Origin of the sequence: Streptomyces sp. HUAS 31 (genome assembly GCF_028198125.1) — a bacterium.
Taxonomy (GTDB): Bacteria; Actinomycetota; Actinomycetes; order Streptomycetales; family Streptomycetaceae; genus Streptomyces; species Streptomyces chartreusis.
Genome location: NZ_CP116353.1, coordinates 3322014 through 3348102, shown reverse-complemented (window position 1 = coordinate 3348102; position 26089 = coordinate 3322014). Strand labels below are relative to the sequence as shown.

The 26089-nt window shown below is 69.0% G+C and carries 18 protein-coding genes and 2 tRNA genes; 18 read left to right on the top strand and 2 right to left on the bottom strand.

Going from position 1 to position 26089, the window contains the following annotated elements:
• Positions 1-40: 40 nt before the first annotated feature.
• Together PGH47_RS14720 and PGH47_RS14715 are read left to right on the top strand one after the other, a co-directional pair.
• The gene (locus tag PGH47_RS14720) at positions 41-2182 is read left to right on the top strand and encodes a serine/threonine-protein kinase (protein WP_271663810.1); all 2142 of its coding nucleotides are present in this window, start codon (positions 41-43) and stop codon (positions 2180-2182) included.
• 107 nt (positions 2183-2289) lie between these two features.
• Positions 2290-3615: a PQQ-binding-like beta-propeller repeat protein gene (locus PGH47_RS14715; protein WP_271663809.1), complete on the top strand. Its 1326-nt coding sequence runs from the start codon at positions 2290-2292 to the stop codon at positions 3613-3615.
• Between the two features lie 73 nt (positions 3616-3688).
• Here the strand turns inward: PGH47_RS14715 and PGH47_RS14710 are convergent.
• A tRNA-Gly gene (locus PGH47_RS14710) sits at positions 3689-3759 on the bottom strand.
• 131 nt (positions 3760-3890) lie between these two features.
• On the opposite strand from PGH47_RS14710, the gene PGH47_RS14705 reads away from it, so the two are divergent.
• The 5 genes from PGH47_RS14705 (at position 3891) to clpX (ending at position 8686) form a co-directional block, all read left to right on the top strand.
• Positions 3891-3967 (top strand) — tRNA-Pro (locus tag PGH47_RS14705).
• Positions 3968-4179: 212 nt separating this feature from the next.
• Positions 4180-5574 (top strand): trigger factor, encoded by a 1395-nt coding sequence (gene tig, locus PGH47_RS14700; RefSeq protein ID WP_126900001.1) that lies wholly within the window; start codon positions 4180-4182, stop codon positions 5572-5574.
• 308 nt (positions 5575-5882) lie between these two features.
• A complete protein-coding gene (locus PGH47_RS14695) occupies positions 5883-6491 on the top strand; it encodes an ATP-dependent Clp protease proteolytic subunit (protein ID WP_030967072.1) in 609 nt (202 codons plus the stop codon).
• A 50-nt stretch (positions 6492-6541) separates the two neighbouring features.
• On the top strand, positions 6542-7222 hold the full coding sequence (locus PGH47_RS14690; RefSeq protein ID WP_107906539.1) for an ATP-dependent Clp protease proteolytic subunit: 681 nt from the start codon (positions 6542-6544) through the stop codon (positions 7220-7222).
• A gap of 180 nt (positions 7223-7402) precedes the next feature.
• Entirely contained in the window at positions 7403-8686 is a 1284-nt protein-coding gene (gene clpX, locus PGH47_RS14685; protein WP_030967070.1) for an ATP-dependent Clp protease ATP-binding subunit ClpX, read from the top strand.
• A gap of 564 nt (positions 8687-9250) precedes the next feature.
• Here clpX and PGH47_RS14680 read toward each other — a convergent pair.
• Positions 9251-10237 carry a hypothetical protein gene (locus PGH47_RS14680; RefSeq protein ID WP_271663808.1) on the bottom strand — a complete coding sequence of 329 codons (987 nt, stop codon included), beginning with the start codon at positions 10235-10237 and terminating at the stop codon, positions 9251-9253.
• 136 nt (positions 10238-10373) lie between these two features.
• Between PGH47_RS14680 and PGH47_RS14675 the strand changes: the two genes are divergently transcribed.
• The 11 genes from PGH47_RS14675 to PGH47_RS14625 all read left to right on the top strand — a co-directional run bounded on the left by PGH47_RS14675 (position 10374) and on the right by PGH47_RS14625 (position 26087).
• Positions 10374-12998 (top strand): valine--tRNA ligase, encoded by a 2625-nt coding sequence (locus PGH47_RS14675; protein WP_271663807.1) that lies wholly within the window; start codon positions 10374-10376, stop codon positions 12996-12998.
• 195 nt (positions 12999-13193) lie between these two features.
• Positions 13194-14696: a bifunctional tetrahydrofolate synthase/dihydrofolate synthase gene (folC, locus tag PGH47_RS14670; protein ID WP_271663806.1), complete on the top strand. Its 1503-nt coding sequence runs from the start codon at positions 13194-13196 to the stop codon at positions 14694-14696.
• 9 nt (positions 14697-14705) lie between these two features.
• Positions 14706-15062, top strand: coding sequence for a DUF4233 domain-containing protein (locus PGH47_RS14665; protein ID WP_271663805.1), 357 nt, complete (start codon positions 14706-14708; stop codon positions 15060-15062).
• Positions 15063-15127: 65 nt separating this feature from the next.
• Complete coding sequence (gene ndk, locus PGH47_RS14660; protein WP_269638064.1) at positions 15128-15541, top strand: nucleoside-diphosphate kinase; 414 nt, start codon at positions 15128-15130, stop codon at positions 15539-15541.
• A 279-nt stretch (positions 15542-15820) separates the two neighbouring features.
• Positions 15821-16840, top strand: a complete 1020-nt coding sequence (locus PGH47_RS14655; RefSeq protein ID WP_107906544.1) for a rod shape-determining protein — start codon at positions 15821-15823, stop codon at positions 16838-16840.
• 183 nt (positions 16841-17023) lie between these two features.
• Positions 17024-18073 (top strand): rod shape-determining protein MreC, encoded by a 1050-nt coding sequence (gene mreC, locus PGH47_RS14650; protein WP_271663804.1) that lies wholly within the window; start codon positions 17024-17026, stop codon positions 18071-18073.
• A gap of 13 nt (positions 18074-18086) precedes the next feature.
• Positions 18087-18767: a rod shape-determining protein MreD gene (mreD, locus tag PGH47_RS14645; RefSeq protein WP_271663803.1), complete on the top strand. Its 681-nt coding sequence runs from the start codon at positions 18087-18089 to the stop codon at positions 18765-18767.
• 127 nt (positions 18768-18894) lie between these two features.
• Positions 18895-21159 carry a penicillin-binding protein 2 gene (mrdA, locus tag PGH47_RS14640; protein WP_271663802.1) on the top strand — a complete coding sequence of 755 codons (2265 nt, stop codon included), beginning with the start codon at positions 18895-18897 and terminating at the stop codon, positions 21157-21159.
• Positions 21156-22352 (top strand): rod shape-determining protein RodA, encoded by a 1197-nt coding sequence (gene rodA, locus PGH47_RS14635; protein WP_271663801.1) that lies wholly within the window; start codon positions 21156-21158, stop codon positions 22350-22352. The genes mrdA and rodA overlap by 4 nt, the downstream gene beginning before the upstream one ends.
• 165 nt (positions 22353-22517) lie before the next feature.
• On the top strand, positions 22518-24020 hold the full coding sequence (locus PGH47_RS14630) for a CYTH and CHAD domain-containing protein (protein WP_271663800.1): 1503 nt from the start codon (positions 22518-22520) through the stop codon (positions 24018-24020).
• Positions 24021-24107: 87 nt separating this feature from the next.
• On the top strand, positions 24108-26087 hold the full coding sequence (locus PGH47_RS14625; RefSeq protein ID WP_271663799.1) for a TIGR03960 family B12-binding radical SAM protein: 1980 nt from the start codon (positions 24108-24110) through the stop codon (positions 26085-26087).
• Positions 26088-26089: the final 2 nt, after the last annotated feature.

Below are 26089 nucleotides of genomic sequence, written 5' to 3'. Positions count from 1 at the left end.
CGAACGCTTCGGGCGACGGTGCGGACGGGGGACGTAAGGGATGGCGCTGCGCGAAACGGACCCGGCTGAGATCGGGGGCTACCGGATCGAGGACCGCCTCGGCTCCGGCGGCATGGGCGTGGTGTACCTGGCCCGCTCCGCCTCCGGTCGCCGCCTCGCCGTGAAGGTCGTGCACGCGCAGTACGCCGACGACGACGAGTTCCGCACCCGCTTCCGCCGCGAGGTGGCCGCCGCCCGTCAGGTCAGCGGTGCCTTCACGGCCCCCGTCGTGGACGCCGACGCCGACGCGCCGCGCCCCTGGATGGCCACGCTCTACATCCCCGGCGAGGATCTCGGCACCCATGTCCGCCGCCACGGCCCCCTGCCGCCGCCGCAACTGCGCGAACTCGCCGCAGGGCTGGCCGAGGCGATCCGGGACATCCACCGCGCCGGGATGGTCCACCGGGATCTGAAACCGGCCAATGTGATGCTCGCCGAGGACGGCCCCAGGGTCATCGACTTCGGCATCTCCCGCACCACCGAGTTCGCCGCGGCCGACGTGCTCACCCAGACCGGCCGCGTGATGGGCACCCCGCCCTTCATGTCCCCCGAGCAGTTCTCGTCCCCGCAGGACGTGGGCCCCGCCGCGGACGTCTTCTCCCTCGGCTCGGTCGTCGCCTACGCCGCCACCGGCCACGGCCCCTTCGACAGCCCGAGCCCCTACGAGACGGCCGTGAGAGTCGTCGACGGCGACGCGGAACTCGACGGGGTCCCGCCCGAGTTGCTCCCCTTCGTCCAGTTCTGTCTGGAAAAACATCCCAAGTCCCGCCCGTCGCCGGACGAGTTGCTCCATCTCCTGCGCGAGGGCGAACTCCCCGACCCGCGCCCCGCCCCCGCGCCGGACGCCCCCAGGCCCTCGCGCCCCCGGCGGCGCCGGCGCCTCCTCCTCGCCTCCGCCCTGGGCGCCCTGCTGCTGACCGCCACGACCGCCCTCACCGTCCTCGCGGTCGACTCCGAGCCCGCCCCGAGCGCGGGCGACCTGCCCGCCGGCTGGCAGGAGTGGCACAAGAAGTCCAAGGACCCGAACGTCGACGAGGACCCGATCAACGCCGACGGCCCGTTCAGCCGCTGCGCGGCCACCGGCCGGTCCCTCGTGTGCGCCGGGGACGACGTCATGGCGACCCGCTTCGCCCTCGCCGACGGCAGCAACACCTGGGCCCGCCCGATCGACGACACCCCCGACGAACTCGGCAGCGGCGACCTGGGCACCGTCATGGCCGCCCGCGGCGGCCGTGTGTACGTCTACGGCGCCGACGACCGGACCGAGGGCGACGTCAACCCCTCCCGCTACACGGTCCAGGCACTGGACGCCGACACCGGCAAGGTGATCTGGAAGACGGTCACCGGCGACGGCCCGGAGGCCACGGAACCGAACAGCGAGCAGGGCTACTCCGCCGCCGTACCGGAGGGCGTCGTCGCCGTGTACGGCGCGAGGGGACAGCAGTACGCCCTGCTGGACGCCGACACCGGCGAGGTCCGCTGGAAGCGCCCGCTGCCGGACCCGGACAGCCGGATCTGCCTGCTGCGCAGCGCCGCGGGCAACGCCTACCTGGTGTGTCAGAAGTGGACCGACGACACCGTCACCGGCACGAGCTTCACGCAGCTCGACCCGGCCGACGGGCGTCCCCGCTGGACCGTGACCGTGGCCGAGGACCAGGACGTCGTAGGCCAGGCCGACGGACGCCTCGTCGTCCTGAACACGACCGGAACCCGCCGCACGATCACCCTGATCAACGCCGCCTCGCACGTCGTGACGACAGTACGGATGTCGGAACCCCAGCCCGAGACGGCGACGCCCACCCTCCTGAACGGCACGCTCTACGTCACCTTCCCCAGCGGCAGCGTCCGCGCCGTCGCCCCCGACAGCGGCCGCCGGCTGTGGGAGAGCAACTCCACCGTGGAGTCCCCGGGCCTGCCGACCGCCTCGGCGACCCACCTGTACCTGGCGTCCCCGAGCGGCCGCCTCGCCGCCCTGAACGTGCGCACCGGCGCGGTCGAGGCCACCCTCCAGGGCCGCGACGACGGCGGCACCGCCGACTCCTCCGCCCCCGGCGCCCCACCGACCCTGGTCGGCGACGCCCTCTACGTCCCCTACGGCATCCGCTCCGTCTACACGGTGGACGTGCACACCCTGAGGGCCTGACCGGAAAACGATCAGGGGGAACCGGCTTGCGTGGCCCCTGCACGGGGGTGAAGATCCCTGGGCCGCCGTGCCGATGTGGCAGGAGGCAAGGCCTGTGGGGGGCATTCATGACGCAACGGATGAATCTGCTGGGGGAGCGAGGAGTGGGCCTGCGGGGCGGCCCGGGCACGCCTGTTCCGAGCCTCGCGGACGTGCAGGCGGCACGCGGCGGGGCGTGGGGCTTTCTCGTCGTACTGGTGCTACTCGTGATCGCCCTGCTGGTGAACTGGTACCAGTCGCGGGACGTGTTCACCGGAGCCCACGGCCCCTATCCGGCCGCGTTCGCCGCCGACGCCCCGATCGCACCTGACCACGTCGTGCGCCGGACTTCTGACGAGCACGCCTTGGTGCACGGGCTGTTCCTCCAGGACACGGCTTTCGGCGTGACGGCGGTGAACCTGCGCACCGGCAAGGAGTACTGGCGCTACGAGCGCCGGGACGGGAAGAAGGTCTCGTGGGAGGTCACGGTGTCGGAACGCACCGTGGTCGTCGGCCACGACGACGGGCGGCTTGTCGGCATCGATCTGCGTACGGGCAGGCTGCTGTGGCGCGTGGAGATCCGGGAGGACGGCTACCGGTCGGTGGAGCTGGCCGGCGGCCAGGTCGTCACCGACGCGCACGGCGCCGTGCGTGCCTTCGACGAGCGTGACGGCCGGAGCCTGTGGACGGTGAGGATGCCCGAGTCATGTCCCGAGGCGCTCGTCCATTCCGTGCACGCCCTGCCGGACCGTCTGAGCGCCGTTCACGTGATGTGCAACGTGTCGAGCCTCGACCGGGACGAGTACGAGCTTCTGCTCGGTGTCGACAGCCGCACGGGCAGGCTCCTCTGGCGGCATCGCATCGTGGACCCCGATCCGACGGTCTGGGGCGACGGCCACACGCTCGCGGCCCCGGCCCCGGACCACCCGCGGACCATCCGGTTGTTCGACATGAACCGCCAGGGGATCTCGCCACGCGCCACGCTCCCCCTGGACGGGCGGGACGTGGTCGCCGGGGGCAGCGGCACCGTGCTGTCCGGCACCGACCCCCAAGAGGGCTCGGAGGACCACGACACCCTCCTGCGTGCCTACGGCACCCGGGACGGACACCTCTCCTGGCAGCTGCGGGCGCCGGCCGGCCAGGAGTACGGGTTCCCCGAGATCGCCGACGGCCGGGTGTACGTCGTACGCCAGCCCTACCTCACCGGAGCGGACACCGGCCGCCGAATACACGCGGACCTGCTCGTCCTCGACGCGGACACCGGCCACCTGCTCCACACCCTGCGACTGCCGACCATGACCACGCCGGACGACTACGACCACTTCGTGAAGCTCGACGTCCTCGACGTCGCCGACGGCGCGGTGAGCATCGGCTGGCGAGACAGCCAGGGGGACCTGCTGATCGCCACGGACTGACCCCCGCCCGGGAGGTACGCAAAAGGCCCAGGTGAGAGGCAAACAACCTCTCACCTGGGCCTTCGGCCTACAGAGCGGGCGACGGGAATCGAACCCGCGTAGCTAGTTTGGAAGACTAGGGCTCTACCATTGAGCTACGCCCGCACAGGACGCGCCGCAGGTCAGCCGACCGCGGCACAGGATGCATCGTAGCGGGTCGGCCCCCCTTGTCGCACACCCCGTAAATGCGGCAGCCCCGCTGCCTGCGGGCATGTACCCTACGTGTCGCACCAGCACGGGGTGTGGCGCAGCTTGGTAGCGCGTCCGCTTTGGGAGCGGAAGGCCGTGGGTTCAAATCCCGCCACCCCGACCAGGTCCGGCGAAGACCGGCCACATGCGCGACGACCTCCTGCGATCGCGTTCAGTGATCGCCTTTGGGGGCGTGTCCCCGCTGCCGTTACTATGCAAGCTGCACGCCCGTGTGTCTCTCCGTACGAAGTCACGAGGTCCTCCGGGCGGCGAAATCCGCCGGACCAGTCTGGCTCCGGCAGAAACCAAGAAGTCAGCCCACAAGGAGACCGAACCGTGAAGAGCGCCGTGGAGACCCTGAACCCGACCCGGGTTCGGCTCACTGTCGAGGTGCCCTTCGAGGAGCTCAAGGACAGCCTCGACGCGGCGTACAAGAAGATCAACCAGCAGGTCACGGTGAAGGGCTTCCGCAAGGGCAAGATCCCGGCCCGCGTCATCGACCAGCGGTTCGGCCGCGGTGCGGTCCTGGAGGAGGCGGTCAACGACGCGCTTCCGAAGTTCTACACCGAGGCGGTCAACGAGGCCGAGCTCAACGTCCTGGGCCAGCCCGAGGTCGACATCACCGAGCTGAAGGACGGCGAGACGCTGAACTTCACCGCCGAGGTCGACATCCGCCCCGCCATCGAGATCCCGGACTACTCCGGCATCGAGGTCGAGGTCGACGCCGTCGAGGTCAGCGACGAGGACGTCGAGAAGGCCGTCTCCGACCTCCGTGAGCGCTTCGCGTCCACCTCCCCGGTCGAGCGTGCCGCCGAGGACAGCGACGTCGTCACCATCGACCTGGAGGCCAAGGTCGACGGCGAGGTCCTGGAGGACGGCGTCGCCAGCGGCGTCTCCTACACCATCGGCTCCGGCGAGCTGCTCGACGGCATCGACGACGCCGTGAAGGGCCTGGAGGCCGGTGGCGAGGCCACCTTCACCTCCGAGCTCAAGGGCGGCTCGGCGGCCGGCAAGGAGGCCGAGGTCACCGTCAAGGTCACCCAGGTCGCCGCCCGCGAACTGCCCGAGCTGGACGACGAGTTCGCGCAGCTCGCCTCCGAGTTCGACACCCTCGACGAGCTGAAGGCCGACAGCCGCAAGCGCCTCGAGAACATGAAGCAGTACGACCAGGCCACGCAGGCCCAGGAGCGCGTCCTGGAGAAGCTGCTGGAGCTCGTCGAGGTGCCCGTCCCCGAGAAGCTGCTCGAGGACGAGATCAACACCCGTAAGCACAACCTCGAGCACCACCAGCTCGGCCAGATGGGCCTCGACCTCGCGAAGTACCTGGAGATCCAGGGCAAGACCGAGGAAGAGTTCGACGCCGAGACCAAGGAAGCCGCGGTCAAGGGCATCAAGACGCAGTTCGTCCTGGACGAGCTCGTCAAGCAGGAGAAGCTGAACGTCAACCAGGAGGAGCTCACCGAGCACCTCATGCGTCGCGCCGCCTCCTCCGGCATGTCCCCCGACCAGTTCGCCCAGGCCGTCGTCGAGGGCGGCCAGGTTCCGCTTCTGGTCGGCGAGGTCGCCCGCGGCAAGGCCCTGGCCGTCGTGGTCGAGAAGGCCGTGGTCAAGGACACCAACGGCGAGGTCATCGACCTCGACGACGAGGACGACGTCGAGCAGGCCACCGAGACGGTCGAGGCCGCCGAGGGCACCGCCGACGAGGCCGCCGAGGAGAAGTCCGAGGGCTGAGCCCACGGCGCCTAGAAGGTCGTAGGAAGGGGCCCCGGGGATGAGAAATCCCCGGGGCCCTTCTTCCGTATCCCGCGGCCGCCCGGGGCCCGACGGCGCAACGGCGCGTAGGCATCGGCCCACCGCCCGTGGCTCTACGCCCCCGGCGAACACTCACGGAACCGGGATGGCACCGCACAGCCTGCGCGTTAGGGTCCATGAGTATGGGGGCAGGGAAGTCGGCGAAACCGCCGGAGGCCCCCCGCAGGGAACACGTGAGACGGCCCGGCGCCGTCGTAAGACGAGCAGGTGGAGACGTGACGAATCTGATGCCCTACGCCGCCGGCGAGCCCTCTATCGGTGGTGGCCTCGGCGACCAGGTCTACAACCGGCTGCTCGGCGAGCGGATCATCTTCCTCGGCCAGCCGGTCGACGACGACATTGCCAACAAGATCACCGCACAGCTGCTGCTCCTTGCCGCCGACCCGGACAAGGACATCTACCTGTACATCAACAGCCCGGGCGGCTCGATCACGGCCGGTATGGCGATCTACGACACCATGCAGTTCATCAAGAACGACGTGGTGACCATCGCCATGGGCCTCGCCGCCTCCATGGGCCAGTTCCTGCTGAGCGCGGGCACCCCCGGCAAGCGCTTCGCGCTGCCGAACGCCGAGATCCTGATCCACCAGCCCTCCGCGGGCCTGGCGGGCTCGGCCTCCGACATCAAGATCCACGCCGAGCGGCTGCTGCACACCAAGAAGCGCATGGCCGAGCTCACCTCCCAGCACACCGGCCAGTCGGTCGAGCAGATCACCCGCGACTCGGACCGTGACCGCTGGTTCGACGCCTTCGAGGCCAAGGAGTACGGCCTCATCGACGACGTCATCCCGACGGCCGCCGGGATGCCGGGCGGCGGCGGCACCGGGGCGGCCTGAGGCCCCCTGGAAGCCCCCAGCCGACCGCCACAGCCTCTAGGAGACAGACAGTGAACGACTTCCCCGGCAGCGGCCTGTACGACCGCACGCGCGCCGAGTACACCGGCCCCGCCGCCGAGTCCCGCTATGTGATCCCGCGCTTCGTCGAGCGCACCTCGCAGGGCATCCGCGAGTACGACCCGTACGCGAAGCTGTTCGAGGAGCGCGTGATCTTCCTCGGCGTGCAGATCGACGACGCCTCCGCCAACGACGTCATGGCGCAGCTGCTGTGCCTGGAGTCGATGGACCCCGACCGGGACATCTCGGTCTACATCAACAGCCCCGGTGGCTCCTTCACGGCGCTCACGGCCATCTACGACACGATGCAGTTCGTGAAGCCGGACATCCAGACGGTCTGCATGGGCCAGGCGGCGTCCGCCGCCGCGATCCTGCTGGCCGCGGGCACGCCCGGCAAGCGCATGGCGCTTCCGAACGCCCGTGTGCTGATCCACCAGCCGTACAGCGAGACCGGCCGCGGTCAGGTCTCCGACCTGGAGATCGCCGCCAACGAGATCCTCCGGATGCGCTCGCAGCTGGAGGAGATGCTGGCCAAGCACTCCACGACGGCGATCGAGAAGATCCGCGAGGACATCGAGCGCGACAAGATCCTCACGGCCGAGGACGCGCTGTCGTACGGGCTGATCGACCAGATCATCTCCACCCGGAAGATGAACAACGCCGACGTTCGCTGACGCGGACCCGGTATTGTCTGCTGCCCCTTGGCACGGTTTGGGACGGTGCACGTCAAAGTGAACCGCGCCAAGGGGGGCCCGAACGGGGGGCCAGGCAAGGTACCGTCGACATAAGGCAGCACCAGGAGCCGCTGGATTCGAAAACGTCCAGGCGTCTCCCAGGCGAAGGGGAAGCACACCGTGGCACGCATCGGTGACGGCGGCGATCTGCTCAAGTGCTCGTTCTGCGGCAAGAGCCAGAAGCAGGTCAAGAAGCTCATCGCAGGCCCTGGTGTGTACATCTGCGACGAGTGCATCGATCTCTGCAACGAGATCATCGAGGAAGAGCTCGCCGAGACGAGCGAGGTGCGCTGGGAGGAACTCCCCAAGCCCCGCGAGATCTACGAGTTCCTCGAGGGCTACGTGGTCGGCCAGGAAGCGGCCAAGAAGGCGCTCTCCGTCGCCGTCTACAACCACTACAAGCGCGTTCAGGCCGGCGAGAACGGCGGCGCCCAAGGCCGTGACGACGCCATCGAGTTGGCGAAGTCCAACATCCTGCTGCTGGGCCCCACGGGCTCCGGCAAGACGCTCCTGGCGCAGACCCTGGCGCGCATGCTGAACGTCCCGTTCGCCATCGCCGACGCCACCGCGCTGACGGAGGCCGGCTATGTCGGCGAGGACGTCGAGAACATCCTGCTGAAGCTGATCCAGGCGGCCGACTACGACGTCAAGAAGGCCGAGACCGGGATCATCTACATCGACGAGATCGACAAGGTCGCCCGGAAGAGCGAAAACCCCTCGATCACGCGCGATGTGTCCGGCGAGGGCGTCCAGCAGGCACTGCTGAAGATCCTCGAGGGCACGACCGCCTCGGTGCCGCCGCAGGGCGGACGCAAGCACCCGCACCAGGAATTCATCCAGATCGACACGACGAACGTCCTGTTCATCGTGGGCGGCGCGTTCGCCGGTCTTGAGAAGATCATCGAGTCGCGGGCCGGCGCCAAGGGCATCGGCTTCGGCGCCACGATCCGCTCCAAGCGCGAGCTGGAGGCCAAGGACCAGTTCGAGGACGTCATGCCCGAGGACCTGGTCAAGTTCGGCATGATCCCCGAGTTCATCGGCCGCCTCCCCGTCATCACGTCGGTCCACAACCTGGACCGCGAGGCGCTCCTGCAGATCCTCGTCGAGCCGCGCAACGCACTGGTGAAGCAGTACCAGCGCCTCTTCGAACTCGACGGTGTGGAGCTGGACTTCGAGCGCGAGGCCCTGGAGGCCATCGCCGACCAGGCCATCCTCCGCCAGACCGGCGCCCGCGGCCTGCGCGCCATCATGGAGGAAGTCCTCCAGGGCGTGATGTACGAGATCCCGTCCCGCAAGGACGTGGCCCGCGTCGTCATCACGGCCGACGTCGTCCACTCCAACGTGAACCCGACCCTGATCCCGCGCGACGCGCGACGGGGCCCGGGGGAGCAGAAGTCGGCGTAGCCGCGGGGTTGTTACAAGAGAATCTCTTGCGATGCGAACGAGCGGAGGCCGCTCCAGCCGGTGAGCTGGAGCGGCCTCCGTCTGTACAGCCGTGAGCCCTACGCCCAGGAGCAGGCGGACATCGCGTGGTCTACCTTCACGTGCAGGAGGAGCAGCGGGTTGTAGCAGTTGAACTGCGGCGCGCTACCTCCCAAGGCAGGGTGACTGCACGCCGCCTTCGACTTGGGCCCCACGTTATATCCATAGCTCTTCAGGACGCCGGTGCACTGCGCAACGTTGGCGGATGCAGGCGCTGCGGTCGCCAACGGCACCACCGCTCCCGCAATAACAAGGCCGGCTACAGCAAATGCTCGCTTCAACACGAGAGTTCCCCTCGAACACTTCAAAACACATGGTCACGCCAACCGTAACAGTTAATCGATCACGTGTTCGCTAATCTCGTGGTGTCATCGTCGGCATCCGGTGATCGCATGATCTCCCGCGATGCGTGCGAACCCGGCTCGAGCGACGAACGCGTCGAGCGTCGCCTCACCAACTGGGCCCGTGGCGGTCGAGTTGTGCGAGTCAGGCCTTGACGCGAACTTCCTGGCGCAGTTTCGTGGTGATGTCGATCGCCACGTCCTTGTTGACGTCCGCCGTGGCGTCGTTCGGCGACACCATGGTGAGGGTGCTGTAGTCGGCCCAGACACAGAACCAGTTGGTCTTGTCCTTCTTGGTCATCAGGTCCTGGCCCTTGGCGGCCTGGCACTTCATGACCGCACCGTCGAGATCGGCGGCCTCGGGCTCACCGACCAGCTCGCTCGTGGGAGTACCGCTGCTGGAAGAGGAGTTCTCCTCGGAGGACTTCTTGATGTTGGCGAAGAACGCGTCCAGGGCCTTCTCCGGGTCGGCGATCTCGCCGTAGGCCCCCACGTACGTGATGCTCTTGGAGGTCGCCAACTCGCTGAGGTCGGGTGCCGAACTCGGGTCACTGGGGTCGTAGTCCGTGAGGTTGGCGGTGGAGTAGGCGCCGACCACGGTCTTGCCGTTCTTGACGCCGCTCTTCTCCAGCTCCGCCGCCGAGTCGTCGCCACCGGCGGTCTGGCCGTCGTCGCCGATCCGCTTGTAGTCGCTGAGCACCGTCTCCGGGGTCGCCAGCTTGTGCGCCCCGTCGTCCTCCAGGTTGCCCGCGCCGCCGCCGCTGCTGCCGAGGACGAAGTACGCGCCGACGCCGATCGCGGCCACCACGGCCACGGCGCCGATGATCAGGCCGGTCTTCTTGCCGCCGCCACCCGGCGCCGGCGGCTGCGGCATGCCGTACGGCTGCTGGCCATAGGGCGGCTGCTGGCCGTACGGGGGCTGCTGGCCGTAGGGCTGCTGGGGCGGGACGCCCTGCGGGGGCTGCTGCGGGTAGCCGTACCCGGGCTGGGCCGGCGGAGCCTGCTGGGGGTAGCCGTAGCCGGGCTGGGGCGCCTGCGGCTGGCCGTAGGGCCCGGGCTGCTGGGGCTGCCCGCCGTACGGACCGGGCTGCTGAGGCTGCCCGCCGTACGGGCCCGGCTGGTTGTGACTCATTTCTGGGTTCCCCTCCAGATGCTTATGTGTTCCTGACATCCTGGCGCAGACACAGGCAACGCATGGCATCGGGGTGCCCACCGTTACAGAACAAAGGCGTTTCGGGACACCCCCGAGACACCCCTAAACTGAGCCCGTGACCGAGAACGCTCAGCAGCAGCCATCAGCGCCCGACACCGAACTGCCGACCCAGTACGCGCCGGCCGATGTAGAGGGGCCGCTGTACGAGCGCTGGGTGGAGCGCGGTTACTTCGAGGCGGACGCGAAGAGCGACAAGCCGCCCTACACCGTCGTCATCCCGCCCCCGAACGTCACCGGCAGCCTCCACCTCGGGCACGCCTTCGAGCACACCCTCATCGACGCCCTGACGCGTCGTAAGCGCATGCAGGGCTTCGAGACGCTGTGGCAGCCCGGCATGGACCACGCCGGTATCGCCACGCAGAACGTCGTCGAGCGCGAGCTCGGCAAGGAGGGCAAGTCCCGCCACGACCTCGGCCGCGAGGCGTTCGTCGAGCGCGTCTGGCAGTGGAAGGGCGAGTCCGGCGGGCAGATCTCCGGGCAGATGCGACGCCTCGGTGACGGTGTCGCCTGGTCGCGCGAGCGCTTCACCATGGACGAGGGCCTCTCGCAGGCCGTTCAGACCATCTTCAAGCGGCTCTACGACGACGAGCTGATCTACCGCGCCGAGCGCATCATCAACTGGTGCCCCCGGTGTCTCACCGCCATCTCGGACATCGAGGTCGAGTACCAGGACGACGACGGCGAGCTCGTCTCCATGAAGTACGGCGACGGTGACGACACCATCGTCGTCGCCACGACCCGTGCCGAGACGATGCTCGGCGACACCGCCGTCGCCGTCCACCCGGACGACGAGCGCTACAAGCACCTGATCGGCAAGCTCATCAGGCTGCCGCTGACCGACCGCTCGATCCCGGTCGTCGCCGACACCCACGTCGACCCCGAGTTCGGCACCGGCGCGGTCAAGGTGACCCCGGCCCACGACCCGAACGACTTCGAGATCGGCCAGCGGCACGACCTGCCGGCCATCACGATCATGGACGAGCACGCGGTCATCACCGCGCACGGCCCCTTCCAGGGCCTGGACCGGCTGGAGGCCCGCTCGGCGATCGTCGCCGCGCTGCGCGCCGAGGGCCGGATCGTCGCGGAGAAGCGGCCGTACGTCCACTCCGTCGGCCACTGCTCGCGCTGCAAGACCACCATCGAGCCGCGTCTGTCGATGCAGTGGTGGGTCAAGGTCGGCCCGCTCGCCAAGGCCGCCGGTGACGCGGTCCGCGACGGCCGGGTCAAGATCCACCCGCAGGAGATGGAGAAGCGGTACTTCGACTGGGTCGACAACCTCCACGACTGGTGCATCTCGCGGCAGTTGTGGTGGGGCCACCGCATCCCGGTCTTCTACGGCCCGAACGGCGAGGTCGTCTGCGTCGGCCCCGACGAGGAGGCGCCGAGCGGCGAGGGCTGGCGTCAGGACACCGACGTCCTCGACACCTGGTTCTCCTCCGGTCTGTGGCCCTTCTCGACCCTCGGCTGGCCCGAACAGACCGAGTCGCTCGCGAAGTTCTACCCGAACTCCGTCCTGGTCACCGGCTACGACATCCTCTTCTTCTGGGTCGCCCGGATGATGATGTTCGGCCTGTACGCGATGGACGGCACCCCGCCGTTCCACACCATCGCCCTGCACGGCATGGTCCGCGACCAGTTCGGCAAGAAGATGTCGAAGTCCTTCGGCAACGCGGTCAACCCGCTGGACTGGATGGACAAGTACGGCTCCGACGCGCTCCGCTTCACCCTGGCGCGCGGTGCCAACCCCGGCGTCGACGTCCCGATCGGCGAGGACTGGGTCCAGGGCTCCCGCAACTTCGCCAACAAGATCTGGAACGCCACCCGCTTCGCGCTGATGAACGGCGCGACGGTCGAGGGCCCGCTGCCGGAAGCGTCGGCGATGTCCTCCACGGACCGCTGGATCCTGTCCCGCCTGAACTCCGTCGTCGCCGAAGTCGACGCGTTCTACGAGGACTTCCAGTTCGCCAAGCTGTCCGACGCCCTCTTCCACTTCGCGTGGGACGAGGTCTTCGACTGGTACGTCGAGCTGTCCAAGACGACGTTCCAGGCGGGCGGCGAGGCGGCCGAGGTCTCCAAGCGCGTCCTCGGCGAGGTCCTCGACGTCACGCTGCGGCTGCTGCACCCGGTGGTCCCGTTCGTCACGGAGACCCTGTGGACCACGCTGACCGGCGGCGAGTCGATCGTGATCGCCGAGTGGCCGGCCGACAGCGGCTTCCGTGACCAGGGCGCCGAGCGGGAGATCGAGTCGCTCCAGTCGGTCATCACCGAGGTCCGCCGCTTCCGCGCCGACCAGGGCCTGCAGCCGGGCCAGCGCGTCCCGGCCCGCCTGATCCTGGACGGCACGACCCTCGCCGCGCACGAGCCGGCCATCCGCCAGCTGCTGCGCCTGCAGCCCGAGGGCGAGAGCTTCTCGGCGACGGCGACCCTGCCGGTCGCGGGCGCGGAGGTCGCCCTCGACCTGTCCGGCGTGATCGACGTCGCGGCCGAGCGCAAGCGCCTGGCCAAGGACCTCGCCGCCGCCGAGAAGGAGAAGGCCCAGGCCACGGCCAAGCTCGGCAACGAGGCGTTCCTCGCGAAGGCCCCGGACAACGTCGTGGAGAAGATCCGCGGCCGCCTGGCGAAGGCCGAGGAGGACATCGCCCGGATCGCCGCCCAGCTGGAGCGCCTGCCGCAGGCGTAGGCGTTCCCACGGTCGTGAGGCCCCCGGCGCTGTCAGGCGCCGGGGGCCTCCACGTCTCCCAGGGGCGCGGGGCTGTATCGATCTGCGGCTCCGCCGCGTGGGCGCGACCGGCCACAACGCGCCCGCACTCGCCACACGACCTCACGCACCCCACTCCCTGGGCGCGCTGTCAGTCCGCCTCCGTAGACTGGCCCCGTGAGTGACCAGAACGAGCCCGACCCCCTCGACCCCTTCGAAGAGATCATCGCGGCGGAGACCGACCGCGACCCCGATCTCGCCGTCATCGAGGCCGGCAGCCGAACCCTGCGCACCCAGGGCGGCCCGCCGCAGGCGCACGTGCCCGCGCGCCCCGAGGACCCCGAGGTCGACAAGGCCCTGCGCGAGGTCGAGACCGAGCTCGCCACCCGCTGGGGCGAGACCAAGCTGGAGCCCTCGGTCAGCCGTATCGCCGCGCTCATGGACGTCCTGGGCGAGCCCCAGCGCTCGTACCCCTCGATCCACATCACCGGCACCAACGGCAAGACGTCGACCGCCCGCATGATCGAGGCCCTCCTCGGCGCCTTCGAGCTGCGCACCGGCCGCTACACCTCGCCGCACGTCCAGTCGGTCACCGAGCGGATCAGCCTCGACGGCGCCCCGGTCACCGCCGAGCGCTTCATCGAGACGTACAACGACATCAAGCCGTACGTCGAGATGGTCGACTCCTCGCAGGAGTACCGCCTGTCCTTCTTCGAGGTGCTCACGGGCATGGCGTACGCGGCCTTCGCGGACGCGCCCGTCGACGTCGCCGTCGTGGAAGTGGGCATGGGCGGCTCCTGGGACGCCACCAACGTCATCGACGGTGATGTCGCCGTGGTGACGCCCATAGACCTCGACCACACCGACCGGCTGGGCTCCACCCCGGGCGAGATCGCCGTCGAGAAGGCCGGCATCGTCAAGCAGGACGCCACCGTGATCATGGCCCAGCAGCCGGTGGACGCCGCCCAGGTGCTGCTGAAGAAGGCCGTGGAGGTCGACGCCACCGTGGCCCGCGAGGGCCTGGAGTTCGGAGTCGTCGCACGTCAGGTCGCCGTCGGCGGACAGCAGGTTACGCTGCGCGGGCTCGGCGGCGAGTACCCCGAGGTGTACCTGCCGCTGCACGGCGCGCACCAGGCGCACAACGCCGCCGTCGCCCTGGCCGCCGTGGAGGCGTTCTTCGGCGTCGGCGCCGCACGCGCAGAGCCGCTGGACATCGACACGGTCCGCAAGGCCTTCGCGTCCGTCTCCTCGCCGGGCCGGATGGAGGTCGTACGGCGTTCTCCGACCGTCGTGCTGGACGCCGCCCACAACCCGGCGGGCGCGCGGGCGGTCGCCGAGGCGATCGGGGAGGCCTTCGACTTCAGCCGGCTCATCGGCGTGGTCGGCGCGAGCAGCGACAAGAACGTGCGGGAGCTGCTGGAGGCCTTCGAGCCGATCTTCGCCGAGGTCGTCGTCACGCAGAACTCCTCGCACCGCGCGATGGACGCCGACGAACTCGCGGCCGTCGCCGTCGAGGTGTTCGGCGACGAGCGCGTGCAGGTCGAGCCGCGATTGCCGGACGCCCTGGAGGCCGCGATCACGCTGGCCGAGGAGGAAGGCGAGTTCACGGGCGGCGGTGTGCTGGTCACCGGGTCCGTCATCACGGTCGGCGAGGCCCGGCTGCTGCTGGGGAAGGGCTGAGTCCGAAAGATGCGTACCCTCTGTTCATCGACCCTGATCGGCGAGTTCTTCGTCATCGGCTTCGCCGGTCTGGTCGCGATGAAGGACCCCGATCTGGCCATGTCCACGGTGTGGACGGTCAGCGGGATCGCGATGTTCCTGTGCGTGCTGCTGTGCGGCCTGGTGACCCGCCCCGGCGGGGTCGGCCTCGGCTGGGCCCTGCAGATCGCGCTCATCGCATCCGGGTTCATCGTTCCCACGATGTTCTTCCTGGGCGCGATCTTCGCGGCACTTTGGTGGGCTTCGGTGCACTACGGCAAGAAGGTCGACGAGGCGAAGGCGAGATTCGCCGCGCAGGCGGACTCCTCCACACCTGACGCTGCGTAACAGGCGCCTGGACACGCCCTGTAACCTCATCCCACCGCACACCGGCAGTAAGAAGGAGCCATCCCGTGACCCAGCGCACCCTCGTCCTGCTCAAGCCCGACGCAGTCCGCCGCGGCCTGACCGGCGAGATCATCAGCCGCATCGAGCGCAAGGCCGGCTGGCAGATCACCGCGCTGGAGCTGCGCAACCTGGACCAGGAGACCCTGGAGCAGCACTACGGCGAGCACAAGGGCAAGCCCTTCTACGAGCCGCTGGTGGAGTTCATGGCCTCCGGTCCGGTCGTCGCCCTGATCGTCGAGGGCGAGCGGGTCATCGAGGGGCTGCGCGCGCTCGCCGGTCCGACCGACCCGATCGCCGCCGCGCCGGGCTCGATCCGCGGTGACTACGGTGTGATCGTCCGTGAGAACCTCATCCACGCCTCCGACTCCGAGGAGTCCGCCGAGCGCGAGGTGAAGATCTTCTTCCCGGGGCGTGCGTAACCCCTTCGTAGTTGAACGGAGAGGGTGTGGAGATTGAATCTCCACACCGGAGTGCATACCAAATGCATATGCGTGGCGATCGAGGGAACGAGTGCCCCCGATGGCCCGTCTCCACAAGCGAGGCGACTCGCCATCTGCTGACAATGGCGAAGACCCTCCCGCAGTGTTCGTGCAGGCGCGTCTACGATGGAAGCCTTCACGTCACAGCACCCACTTCGCCGACCTGACAAGCCATCAAAAGCTCCCGGGAAGGCCAGACGAATCCTGATGGGGAACTCAATGTCGTTCATCGGCCGTGACATGGCTGTCGACCTCGGGACCGCCAACACGCTGGTGTACGTCAGGGGTCGCGGGATCGTACTCAACGAACCGTCGGTCGTCGCGATCAACACCAACACCGGCGGCATCCTCGCGGTCGGTGCCGAGGCGAAGAAGATGATCGGGCGCACGCCCGGCAACATCGTTGCCGTGCGTCCGCTGAAGGACGGCGTGATCGCCGACTTCGAGATCACCGAGCGGATGCTCCGCTACTTCATCCTGAAGATCCACAAGCGGCGTTACCTGGCTCGTCCGCGGGTCGTCGTCTGTGTGCCCTCGGGCATCACGGGTGTTGAGCGCCGCGCCGTGATCGAGGCGTCGTCCCAGGCGGGCGCCCGCCAGGTGCACATCATCGAGGAGCCCATGGCCGCGGCCATCGGTTCCGGCCTGCCGGTCCACGAGGCCACCGGCAACATGGTGGTCGACATCGGCGGCGGCACCACGGAGGTCGCGGTCATCTCCCTCGGCGGCATCGTCACCGCCCAGTCCATCCGCGTCGCGGGTGACGAGCTGGACAACGCGATCATCCAGCACATCAAGAAGGAGTACTCCCTTCTGCTGGGTGAGCGGACGGCCGAGCAGATCAAGATCACGATCGGTTCGGCGTACGACCTCGACTCCGACGAGCACACCGAGATCCGCGGCCGGGACCTCGTGTCCGGGCTGCCGAAGACCGTCGTCATCTCCGCGGCCGAGGTGCGCAAGGCCATCGAGGAACCGGTCAACGCCATCGTGGACGCCGTGAAGACGACCCTCGACAAGTGCCCGCCGGAGCTGTCCGGCGACATCATGGACCGAGGAATCGTTCTGACCGGCGGCGGCGCCCTGCTGCGCGGCCTCGACGAGCGGCTGCGGCGCGAGACCGGCATGCCGATCCACATCGCCGAGGACCCGCTGGACAGCGTGGCGCTCGGTTCCGGCAAGTGTGTCGAGGAGTTCGAGGCGTTGCAGCAGGTGCTCGACGCCTCGCCGCGCAGATGACGTAACTCTTCGGTTCCGCCGTACGGGATGATCTCCTCTCGTACGGCGGATCGTTGATATTGAGGCATAAGCTCACACATAAGTCTCTGCGCATCCCAAGCATCTGAAGACCGACACCTCCGCACATTTGAAGACCAATAAAACCCCTGCACATTCCAATGAGGAAGGGCACGGCCGCCGCACGTGAGGGACACACGAGAGAGCCGGCTGCTCCTGGTGCTGCTGATCGCCATCGCGTTCGCACTGATCACGGTGGACATCCGCGGTGGTGAGGACTCCCCGGTCGACGGTGCCCGCCAGGCCGCTGCCACGGTCTTCGGCCCCATCGAGGACGGTGTGTCGGCCGCGGTGAACCCGGTCGGCAACGCGGTCGCCGCGATCCGTGACTCCGGTGAGCGCCACGACCGGCTCGCCCAGCTGGAGCAGGAGAACGCCGCCCTCAAGGCGAAACTCGGCAGCGAGGACCGCGACAGCAGCCGGCTCAAGCAGCTGGACAAGATGCTGAAGGTCGCGGGCGCGGGCCAGTACGGCATCAAGGGCGCCGAGGTCATCGCCATAGGAGCGGCCCAGGGCTTCTCCTGGACCATCACCGTCGACGTCGGCGCCAACGACGGCATCCGGCGCGACATGACGGTCCTGAACGGCGACGGGCTGGTCGGGCGGGTCACCACCGTCGGCCCGAACACCGCCACCGTGCTCCTCGCCAACGACCCCGACTTCACCGTCGGCACGCGCATGGAGTCCAGCGACGAGCTCGGTTTCGCCTCCGGCCAGGGGGACCGGCCGCTGCGCGTCGAACTCCTCAACGGCAAGGCCGAGGTGAAGAAGGGCGACCGGCTCGTCACCTTCGGCTCACAGGCCGACAAGCCCTTCGTGCCAGGTGTTCCCGTCGGTGTCGTCTCCCGCGTCGACCCGTCCGGCGGCGGCCTGACCCGCACCCTCTACGTCACGCCGTTCGTCGGCTTCTCCAAGCTCGACATCGTCGGCGTCGTCGTCCAGGCACCCACCAAGGACCCGCGCGACACGGTGCTCCCCGCCAAGCCCAAGCCGACTCCCAGGCCTACCGTGACGGTCACGGTCACCCCGGGCGCCGAGCCCCCGGCCGACGGCGAGGAGCAGCCGCAAGGGGACGGCCAGGACCAGCCGCTGGCCGACGGGCTGTACCAGCCCCGGGCCGACGGCCGGTATCAGCCTCCGGGCGACGGACAGAACCCGTACGAGCAAGAGCAGTAGGAGCTGAAGCCCGATGCGCGTCAACCGAATCCTGCTCTCCTCCGCTCTGGTCGTCGTCGCCCTTGTGGTGCAGGTGAGCGTCCTGTCCCGGCTGCATCTGCCGGGCGCCGTCCCCGATCTGCTGCTCCTGACCGTGCTGGGCCTCGCCATGGTCTACGGCCATGTCGGCGGCGCCCTCGTCGGCTTCGGCGCCGGTCTGCTCGCGGACCTCGCCCCGCCCGCCGACCATGCCGCCGGTCGCTATGCGCTGGTGCTGTGCGTGATCGGCTACCTCGCCGGGCTCATCAAGCCGGACAACGGCCGGCTCAAGTCGGCCACCGGACCGATGGTCGTCGTGGTCGTCGCCGCCATCGGCACGACCCTGCTGTATGCCGGAGTCGGCGCCCTCGTCGGGGACACCGCCGCCCGCCATGTCGGCCTCGGCAGCCTGCTGTTCACGGCCGCCCTGTACGACCTGCTGCTCGCGCCGTTCGTCGTCCCGGGGATCATGGCGCTGGCCCGGCGCGCGGACAACGACCCGCTCGCCGACACCGGCTCCCAGGCCAAGAAGACCGACATCTCCTCGGGCTGGCTCTCCGGCGGCACCGGTCTGCGGATCGGCGGCCAGCGCGGCGGACTGGGCGGTCTGAAGGTGAAGGCGGCGCGGGCGCGCACGGCCCGCGCGGGGCGCATCAAGGGGGTCAAGCGGCTGTGAGGACAGGGGAGTTCACCCGCACGGGTGAGTCCAGCAGGAACCGGGCCCCGCGGGCCGGTCGTTCACCACTCGAACGCACACAGTCGTATCCGCACTGGTACTCGCACTGAGAGGGGGAGGCAGCGCAGTGACCAACATCCCGGAGACCGGCCGGACGCCACGCGTCCAGATCCGGCTCATCGTCATCCAGATCCTCGTCCTCTCGCTCCTCGGCACCCTCGGCGGGCGCCTGTGGTACCTCCAGATCCGCGAGGGCGACGCCTACGCCAAGGAGGCCTCCGGCAACCACGTCCAGCAGGTCGTCCAGCCCGCGGTGCGCGGCTCGATCCTGGACGCGCGCGGAGTGCCCCTCGCCGACAACGAGACCCGGCTGGTCGTCTCGGCCTCCCGCACCGACCTGCTGAAGATGCCGGACGACGGCAAGGCCGTCCTGGCCAAGCTCGCCGGCGTGCTGGGCATGAAGCCCAAGGAGGTCATGGAGAAGGTCCGGCTGTGCGACGCCGAAACGCCGCAGCCCTGCTGGAACGGCTCGCCGTACCAGCCGATCCCCATCACCGACGAGGCCACCGCCAAGCAGGCCCTCCAGATCCGTGAGCGCGCCGAGGACTTCCCCGGCATCACCGCCGAGCCGCAGGCCCTGCGCCGCTACCCGGCCCCCGGCAAGTCCAACACCGCGCAGGTCCTCGGCTACCTCTCGCCGGTCACCGACGAGGAGCTCCAGCAGGCCCAGGACAGCGACTCGCCGTACCTGCGCTCCGACCAGGTCGGCCGCTCCGGCCTGGAGCGCCAGTACGACAAGGAGCTGCGCGGCAAGGCCGGCGTCACCCGCTACGAGGTCGACAACCTCGGCCGCGTCATCGGCCAGGCCGAGGCCGACGCCGCGGAGCCCGGCTCCAACCTCGTCACCAGCATCGACGCCCGGGTGCAGCGGGTCGCCGAGTACGAGCTGAACCAGGCGATGAAGGACGCCCGCAAGGAGTGGGACCGCAACACCAACGAGCCGTACAAGGCGGACTCGGGCGCGGTCGTGGTCATGGAGGCCAAGACCGGCCGCATCGTCGCCATGGCGTCCAACCCGACCTACGACCCGAACGCCTGGGTCGGCGGCATCTCCGCCAAGGACTACAAGACGCTGACGGGCAAGGCCTCCAACTACCCGCTGCTCAACCGTGCCATCCAGGGCCAGTCGGCACCCGGCTCGATCTTCAAGGTCGTCCCGACGGCCGCCGCGGTCAACGCCGGCTACTCCTTCGACGGCCCCTACCAGTGCTCCAGCTCGTACTCGATCGGCGGGCAGGTCTTCAAGAACTTCGAGTCCAAGGGATACGGCCCGATCAGCCTCGGCCGTGCCCTGGAGGTCTCCTGCGACACCGTCTTCTACCGGCTCTCCCACGAGGAGTGGAAGCGGGACGGCGGCACCAAGCCGAAGAAGGACGCCAAGGACTGGTTCTACAAGACGGCGCACCAGTTCGGCCTCGGCGCGGAGACCGGCATCGACCTGCCCAACGAGGTCACCGGCCGCATCCCCGACCGCCAGTGGAAGCAGGACTACTGGAAGGCCAACAAGGACGCCTGGTGCAAGTACGGCAAGAAGGGCGGTTCGTACGCCGAGCAGATCGCCTACGAGAACTGCCTCGAAGGCAACCGCATGCGTGCCGGTGACTCCGTCAACTACTCCATCGGACAGGGCGACACCCTCGTCACCCCGATCCAGATGGCCACGATCTACGGCGCCATCTCCAACGGCGGCACCCTCTACGACCCGACCGTCGGCAAGGCCGTCGTCAGCGCCGACGGCAAGTCCGTCGCGGAGATCGAGCCCAAGTCGCACGGCAAGCTGCCGATAAGCCGCAAGACGCTGGCCGCGATGGACGACGCCCTCGCCGGTGTCGCCACCCGCGGTACCGCGGCCTGGCGGTTCGCCGACGTCGGCTGGCCGCAGGACAAGATCCCGATGCACGCCAAGACGGGTACCGCGGAGGTCTACGGCAAGCAGACGACCTCGTGGTTCGCCACGTACACCAAGGACTACTCGGTCGTCATGACGATCTCCCAGGGTGGTACGGGTTCCGGCGCCTCGGGTCCGGCCGTGCGCAACATCTACGACGCCCTGTACGGCGTCTCCGACGACGGCACGATCAACAAGAAGAACGCGCTGCTGCCGACGCCCCAGAAGAGCCTGCCGAAGGTCCGCACGGACGGCACCATGGCCTCGCCGAAGGTCGGCAAGGACCCGGCGAAGGACCAGCGGGTCACCCAGCAGGGCGAGGACAAGACGGACGAGCAGCAGCAGCTCGCCGGGACGGTGGCGACGCCGTCGGCCGAGAACCGGGACACCCGGCGCAGGCGACGCGGGGGCCGCAAGCGGGGGAGCCGGAGGATGCCGACATGACCGGCAACAGTTTCCAGGTCTCCGGGTACGGGCCGGAACGGGCGGGCTGGACCCGTCTGTTCGCCCGCGACTCGATAACCCGCCGACTGGACTGGCCGATGCTGCTGGCGGCGATGGCCCTGTCGATGATGGGCGCACTCCTCGTCTACTCGGCGACCCGCAACCGCACCGAGCTCAACCAGGGCGACCAGTACTACTTCCTGATCCGGCACGTGCTGAACACCGGTATCGGACTCGCGCTGATGATAGGGACGGTGTGGCTGGGCCACCGCGCGCTGCGCACGGCCGTGCCGATCCTGTACGGCCTGTCGGTCTTCCTGATCCTGCTGGTGCTCACGCCCCTCGGCTCCACGATCAACGGCGCCCACTCCTGGATCAAGCTGCCCGGCGGCTTCTCGCTGCAGCCCTCGGAGTTCGTGAAGGTCACGATCATCCTGGGCATGGCGATGCTGCTGGCGGCGAGAGTGGACGCGGGCGACAAGCCGTACCCGGACCACCGCACGGTGATGCAGGCGCTGGGTCTGGCCACCGTGCCGATGCTGATCGTGCTGCTCATGCCCGACCTCGGGTCGGTCATGGTCATGGTGGTGATCGTGCTGGGCGTGCTGCTCGCCTCCGGTGCCTCCAACCGCTGGGTCTTCGGACTGATCGGGGCGGGGACCATGGGCGCGATCGCGGTCTGGCAGCTGGGCGTCCTGGACGACTACCAGATCGCCCGTTTCGCGGCCTTCGCCAACCCCGAGCTGGACCCGGCGGGCGTCGGCTACAACACCAACCAGGCGCGTATCGCGATCGGTTCGGGCGGGCTCTCGGGAGCGGGGCTGTTCCACGGCTCGCAGACCACCGGCCAGTTCGTGCCGGAGCAGCAGACCGACTTCGTCTTCACGGTGGCGGGGGAGGAGCTGGGCTTCCTCGGCGGCGGGCTGATCATCGTGCTGCTCGGTGTGATCCTGTGGCGGGCCTGCCGGATCGCCCGTGAGACGACCGAGCTGTACGGGACCATCGTCGCGGCCGGGATCGTGGCATGGCTCGCTTTCCAGGCGTTCGAGAACGTCGGGATGACGCTGGGGATCATGCCCGTGACAGGTCTGCCGTTGCCGTTCGTCTCCTATGGCGGATCGTCGATGTTCGCGGTGTGGGTGGCCATAGGGCTGCTCCAGTCGATCCGGGTGCAGCGCCCGATGTCGGCGTGACCTCTGTGCTCGACTGACGCCCGCGGTGTCCGGCGGCACGGCTTCTCCGTGTCGTCGGCGCCGTGCGCGGAATCGACGGGTCCCCCTGTCTTCACCGCCCGTTCGCCTGCGGTTCATGGCTGGTAAGCCCTGTCATCCGGCCGTGACTCCGATTAGATTCGGTTCATGGCGGACACGAAGCGCGAAATCGAGCGGAAGTATGAGTCCGACGACAGCGGCCTGCCCGACCTGACCGGCGTCGCCGGGGTCGCCTCCGTCGTGGACAAGGGTGTCGCGCATCTGGACGCCACCTACTACGACACCCCGGACGAACGCCTCGCCTCGGCATCGATCACGCTGCGCCGCAGAACGGGCGGGTCCGACGCCGGCTGGCATCTGAAGGTCCCCGTCGCCCAGGGAGTGCGCGACGAGATCCAGGCTCCGCTCTCCGACGACCTGCCCGACGAACTCGCCGGACTCGTCCGCTCCAGGGTCCGGCACGGAGAGCTGGTGCCCGTGGTCCGGCTCAGGTCCGACCGGGACGTGCGCGACCTCGTGGACGCCGACGGGCGGCTGCTGGCCGAGGTCAGCGTGGACGCCGTACACGCGCAGCGGCTCGCCGGCGGGGACGGCGTTGCCCAGTGGACCGAGATCGAGGTGGAGTTGGCCGACGGCGTCGACCCGGTCTTCCTCGACAAGGTGGAGAAGCGGCTGCGCAAGGCGGGGGTGCGGCCGTCGAAGTCGGCGTCGAAGCTCGCGCGGGCGCTGGCCGAGACCGCTCCGAAGAAGCTCGCCCCCGGCCCCGCCGCGGACCCCGTGACCGCCGGTGACCACGTGCTCGGGTATGTGCGGGCCCAACGGGACGCGATCGTCGAGCTCGACCCGGCCGTGCGGCAGGACGCCGAGGACTCCGTCCACAGCATGCGCGTCGCGACCCGTCGGATGCGCAGCACCTTCAAGTCCTTCGGCAAGGTCCTGGACCGGGGGGTCACCGACCCGATCGGCGACGAGCTGAAGTGGCTGGCCGGCGAGCTGGGCGTGGACCGTGACCGTGAGGTGCTCAACGAACGCCTGAGCGCGTCACTGGAGCAGGTGCCCGGGGCGCTGGTGTCCGGTCCGGTCTCCGAGCGGCTGAGCCACTGGGCCGGTGACCGGCCCGGCGGGGCGAGCGCCCGGCTGGTCGGCATCCTCGACTCCGACCGCTACCTGGCCCTGCTCGACGCCCTGGATGCGTTGCTCGCCGATCCGCCGCTGCGCGAGAAGGCCGGGAAGAAGCCCGGCAAGGTGCTGCCCAAGGCCGTGAAGAAGGACTTCGGGAAGGTCTCCGCGCTGGTCGAGCAGGCCGTGGAGCTGGACCCGGGCAGCGACCGGGACGTGGCGATCCACGAGGCCCGCAAGAAGACCAAGCGCACCCGCTACGCGGCGGAGGCGGCCGTCCCGGCGCTCGGAAAGCCGGCGAAGGACCTGGTCAAGACGATGAAGTCGCTCCAGAACCTGCTCGGCGAGCACCAGGACAGCGTCATGGCCCGTGGAACCCTGCGCGAGCTGTCCGCGGTCGCGCACGCCGCCGGGGAGAGCGCGTTCACGTACGGGCTGCTGTACGGGCGTGAGGAACAGCGCGCGGCGGTCGTGGAGGCCGAGCTGCCGGGGTTCTGGGACGGGATCAAGGGCGGGACGGACCTCCTCTGAGCCTTCCGACGTACGGGGGGTGCCCGCGGTCGCGTTAGGCTAGATGGTCACCCCTGTCAGTTCAGTCCAGCCACGAAGGTTCGCGAGATGCCTGCCGAAGCCGCTGCGGTCACCGAGTCCGTGTTCCCGCAGCTCGAAGCTCTGCTCCCGCATGTGCAGAAGCCGATCCAGTACGTCGGCGGAGAACTCAACTCCACGGTCAAGCCGTGGGAGTCCTGCGACGTCCGCTGGGCCCTGATGTACCCGGACGCCTACGAGGTCGGGCTGCCCAACCAGGGCGTCATGATCCTCTACGAGGTACTGAACGAGCAGGAGGGCGTCCTCGCCGAGCGCACGTACAGCGTGTGGCCGGACCTGGAGGCGCTGATGCGGGAGCACGGCGTCCCGCAGTTCACGGTGGACAGCCACCGCCCGGTCCGTGCCTTCGACGTGTTCGGGCTCAGCTTCTCCACCGAGCTGGGCTACACGAACATGCTGACCGCCCTGGACCTGGCCGGGATCCCGCTGGAGTCCAAGGACCGCACCATCGACGACCCGATCGTCCTCGCGGGCGGCCACGCGGCCTTCAACCCCGAACCGATCGCGGACTTCATCGACGCGGCGATCATCGGCGACGGCGAGCAGGCCGTCCTCGACATGACGAAGATCATCCGCGAGTGGAAGGCGGAGGGCTGCCCCGGCGGCCGCGAAGAGGTCCTCTTCCGCCTCGCGAAGACGGGCTCGGTGTACATCCCGGCGTTCTACGACGTGGAGTACCTGCCCGACGGCCGTATCGCCCGTGTCGTACCGAACAAGAGCGGTGTCCCGTGGCGTGTGTCGAAGCACACGGTGATGGACCTCGACGAGTGGCCCTACCCCAAGCAGCCGCTGGTCCCGCTGGCCGAGACGGTCCACGAGCGCATGTCGGTGGAGATCTTCCGCGGCTGCACGCGCGGCTGCCGCTTCTGCCAGGCCGGCATGATCACCCGCCCCGTGCGTGAGCGTTCGATCACCGGCATCGGCGACATGGTCGAGAAGGGCCTGAAGGCGACGGGTTTCGAGGAGGTGGGCCTCCTGTCCCTCTCCTCGGCGGACCACAGCGAGATCGGCGACATCGCCAAGGGTCTGGCCGACCGCTACGAGGAAGACAAGATCGGCCTGTCGCTCCCGTCCACCCGCGTGGACGCGTTCAACGTCGACCTCGCGAACGAACTCACGCGCAACGGCCGCCGTTCCGGTCTGACCTTCGCCCCCGAGGGCGGCAGCGAGCGCATGCGCAAGGTCATCAACAAGATGGTGTCCGAGGAGGACCTCATCCGGACCGTAGCCACCGCCTACGGCAACGGCTGGCGCCAGGTGAAGCTCTACTTCATGTGCGGCCTGCCCACGGAGACGGACGAGGACGTCCTGCAGATCGCCGACATGGCGATGAACGTGATCGCCAAGGGCCGCGAGGTGTCGCGCTCCAACGACATCCGCTGCACCGTCTCGATCGGCGGCTTCGTCCCCAAGCCCCACACGCCGTTCCAGTGGGCGCCTCAGCTGTCGGCCGAGGAGACGGACGCGCGCCTGGAGAAGCTCCGCGACAAGATCCGCGGCGACAAGAAGTACGGCCGCTCGATCGGCTTCCGCTACCACGACGGCAAGCCCGGCATCGTCGAGGGCCTGCTGTCCCGCGGCGACCGCCGTATCGGCGCCGTCATCCGCGCGGTCTACGACGACGGCGGCCGCTTCGACGGCTGGCGCGAGCACTTCTCGTACGACCGCTGGATGTCCTGCGCCGACAAGGTGCTGCCGGCCTTCGGCGTGGACGTCGACTGGTACACGACGCGGGAGAAGACGTACGAGGAGGTCCTGCCCTGGGACCACCTCGACTCCGGCCTCGACAAGGACTGGCTCTGGGAGGACTGGCAGGACGCCCTCGACGAGACGGAGGTCGAGGACTGCCGCTGGACTCCGTGCTTCGACTGCGGGGTGTGCCCGCAGATGGACACGGCCATTCAAATCGGCCCGACCGGGAAGAAGCTGCTGCCTCTGACGGTCAAGAACGCAGGTCCGACGCCGGCATCGAGCGGTCACTCTCACTGACG

Bases quoted from the DNA above. Each gene is read 5' to 3' on its own strand.
- PGH47_RS14695 (WP_030967072.1), top strand. From the start codon at position 5,883: ATGCCCTACGCCGCCGGCGAGCCCTCTATCGGTGGTGGCCTCGGCGAC.
- mreD (WP_271663803.1), top strand. From the start codon at position 18,087: ATGCGCGTCAACCGAATCCTGCTCTCCTCCGCTCTGGTCGTCGTCGCC.
- PGH47_RS14630 (WP_271663800.1), top strand. From the start codon at position 22,518: ATGGCGGACACGAAGCGCGAAATCGAGCGGAAGTATGAGTCCGACGAC.
- PGH47_RS14720 (WP_271663810.1), top strand. From the start codon at position 41: ATGGCGCTGCGCGAAACGGACCCGGCTGAGATCGGGGGCTACCGGATC.
- PGH47_RS14715 (WP_271663809.1), top strand. From the start codon at position 2,290: ATGACGCAACGGATGAATCTGCTGGGGGAGCGAGGAGTGGGCCTGCGG.
- rodA (WP_271663801.1), top strand. From the start codon at position 21,156: ATGACCGGCAACAGTTTCCAGGTCTCCGGGTACGGGCCGGAACGGGCG.
- PGH47_RS14625 (WP_271663799.1), top strand. From the start codon at position 24,108: ATGCCTGCCGAAGCCGCTGCGGTCACCGAGTCCGTGTTCCCGCAGCTC.
- PGH47_RS14655 (WP_107906544.1), top strand. From the start codon at position 15,821: ATGTCGTTCATCGGCCGTGACATGGCTGTCGACCTCGGGACCGCCAAC.
- PGH47_RS14680 (WP_271663808.1), bottom strand. From the start codon at position 10,237: ATGAGTCACAACCAGCCGGGCCCGTACGGCGGGCAGCCTCAGCAGCCC.
- PGH47_RS14665 (WP_271663805.1), top strand. From the start codon at position 14,706: ATGCGTACCCTCTGTTCATCGACCCTGATCGGCGAGTTCTTCGTCATC.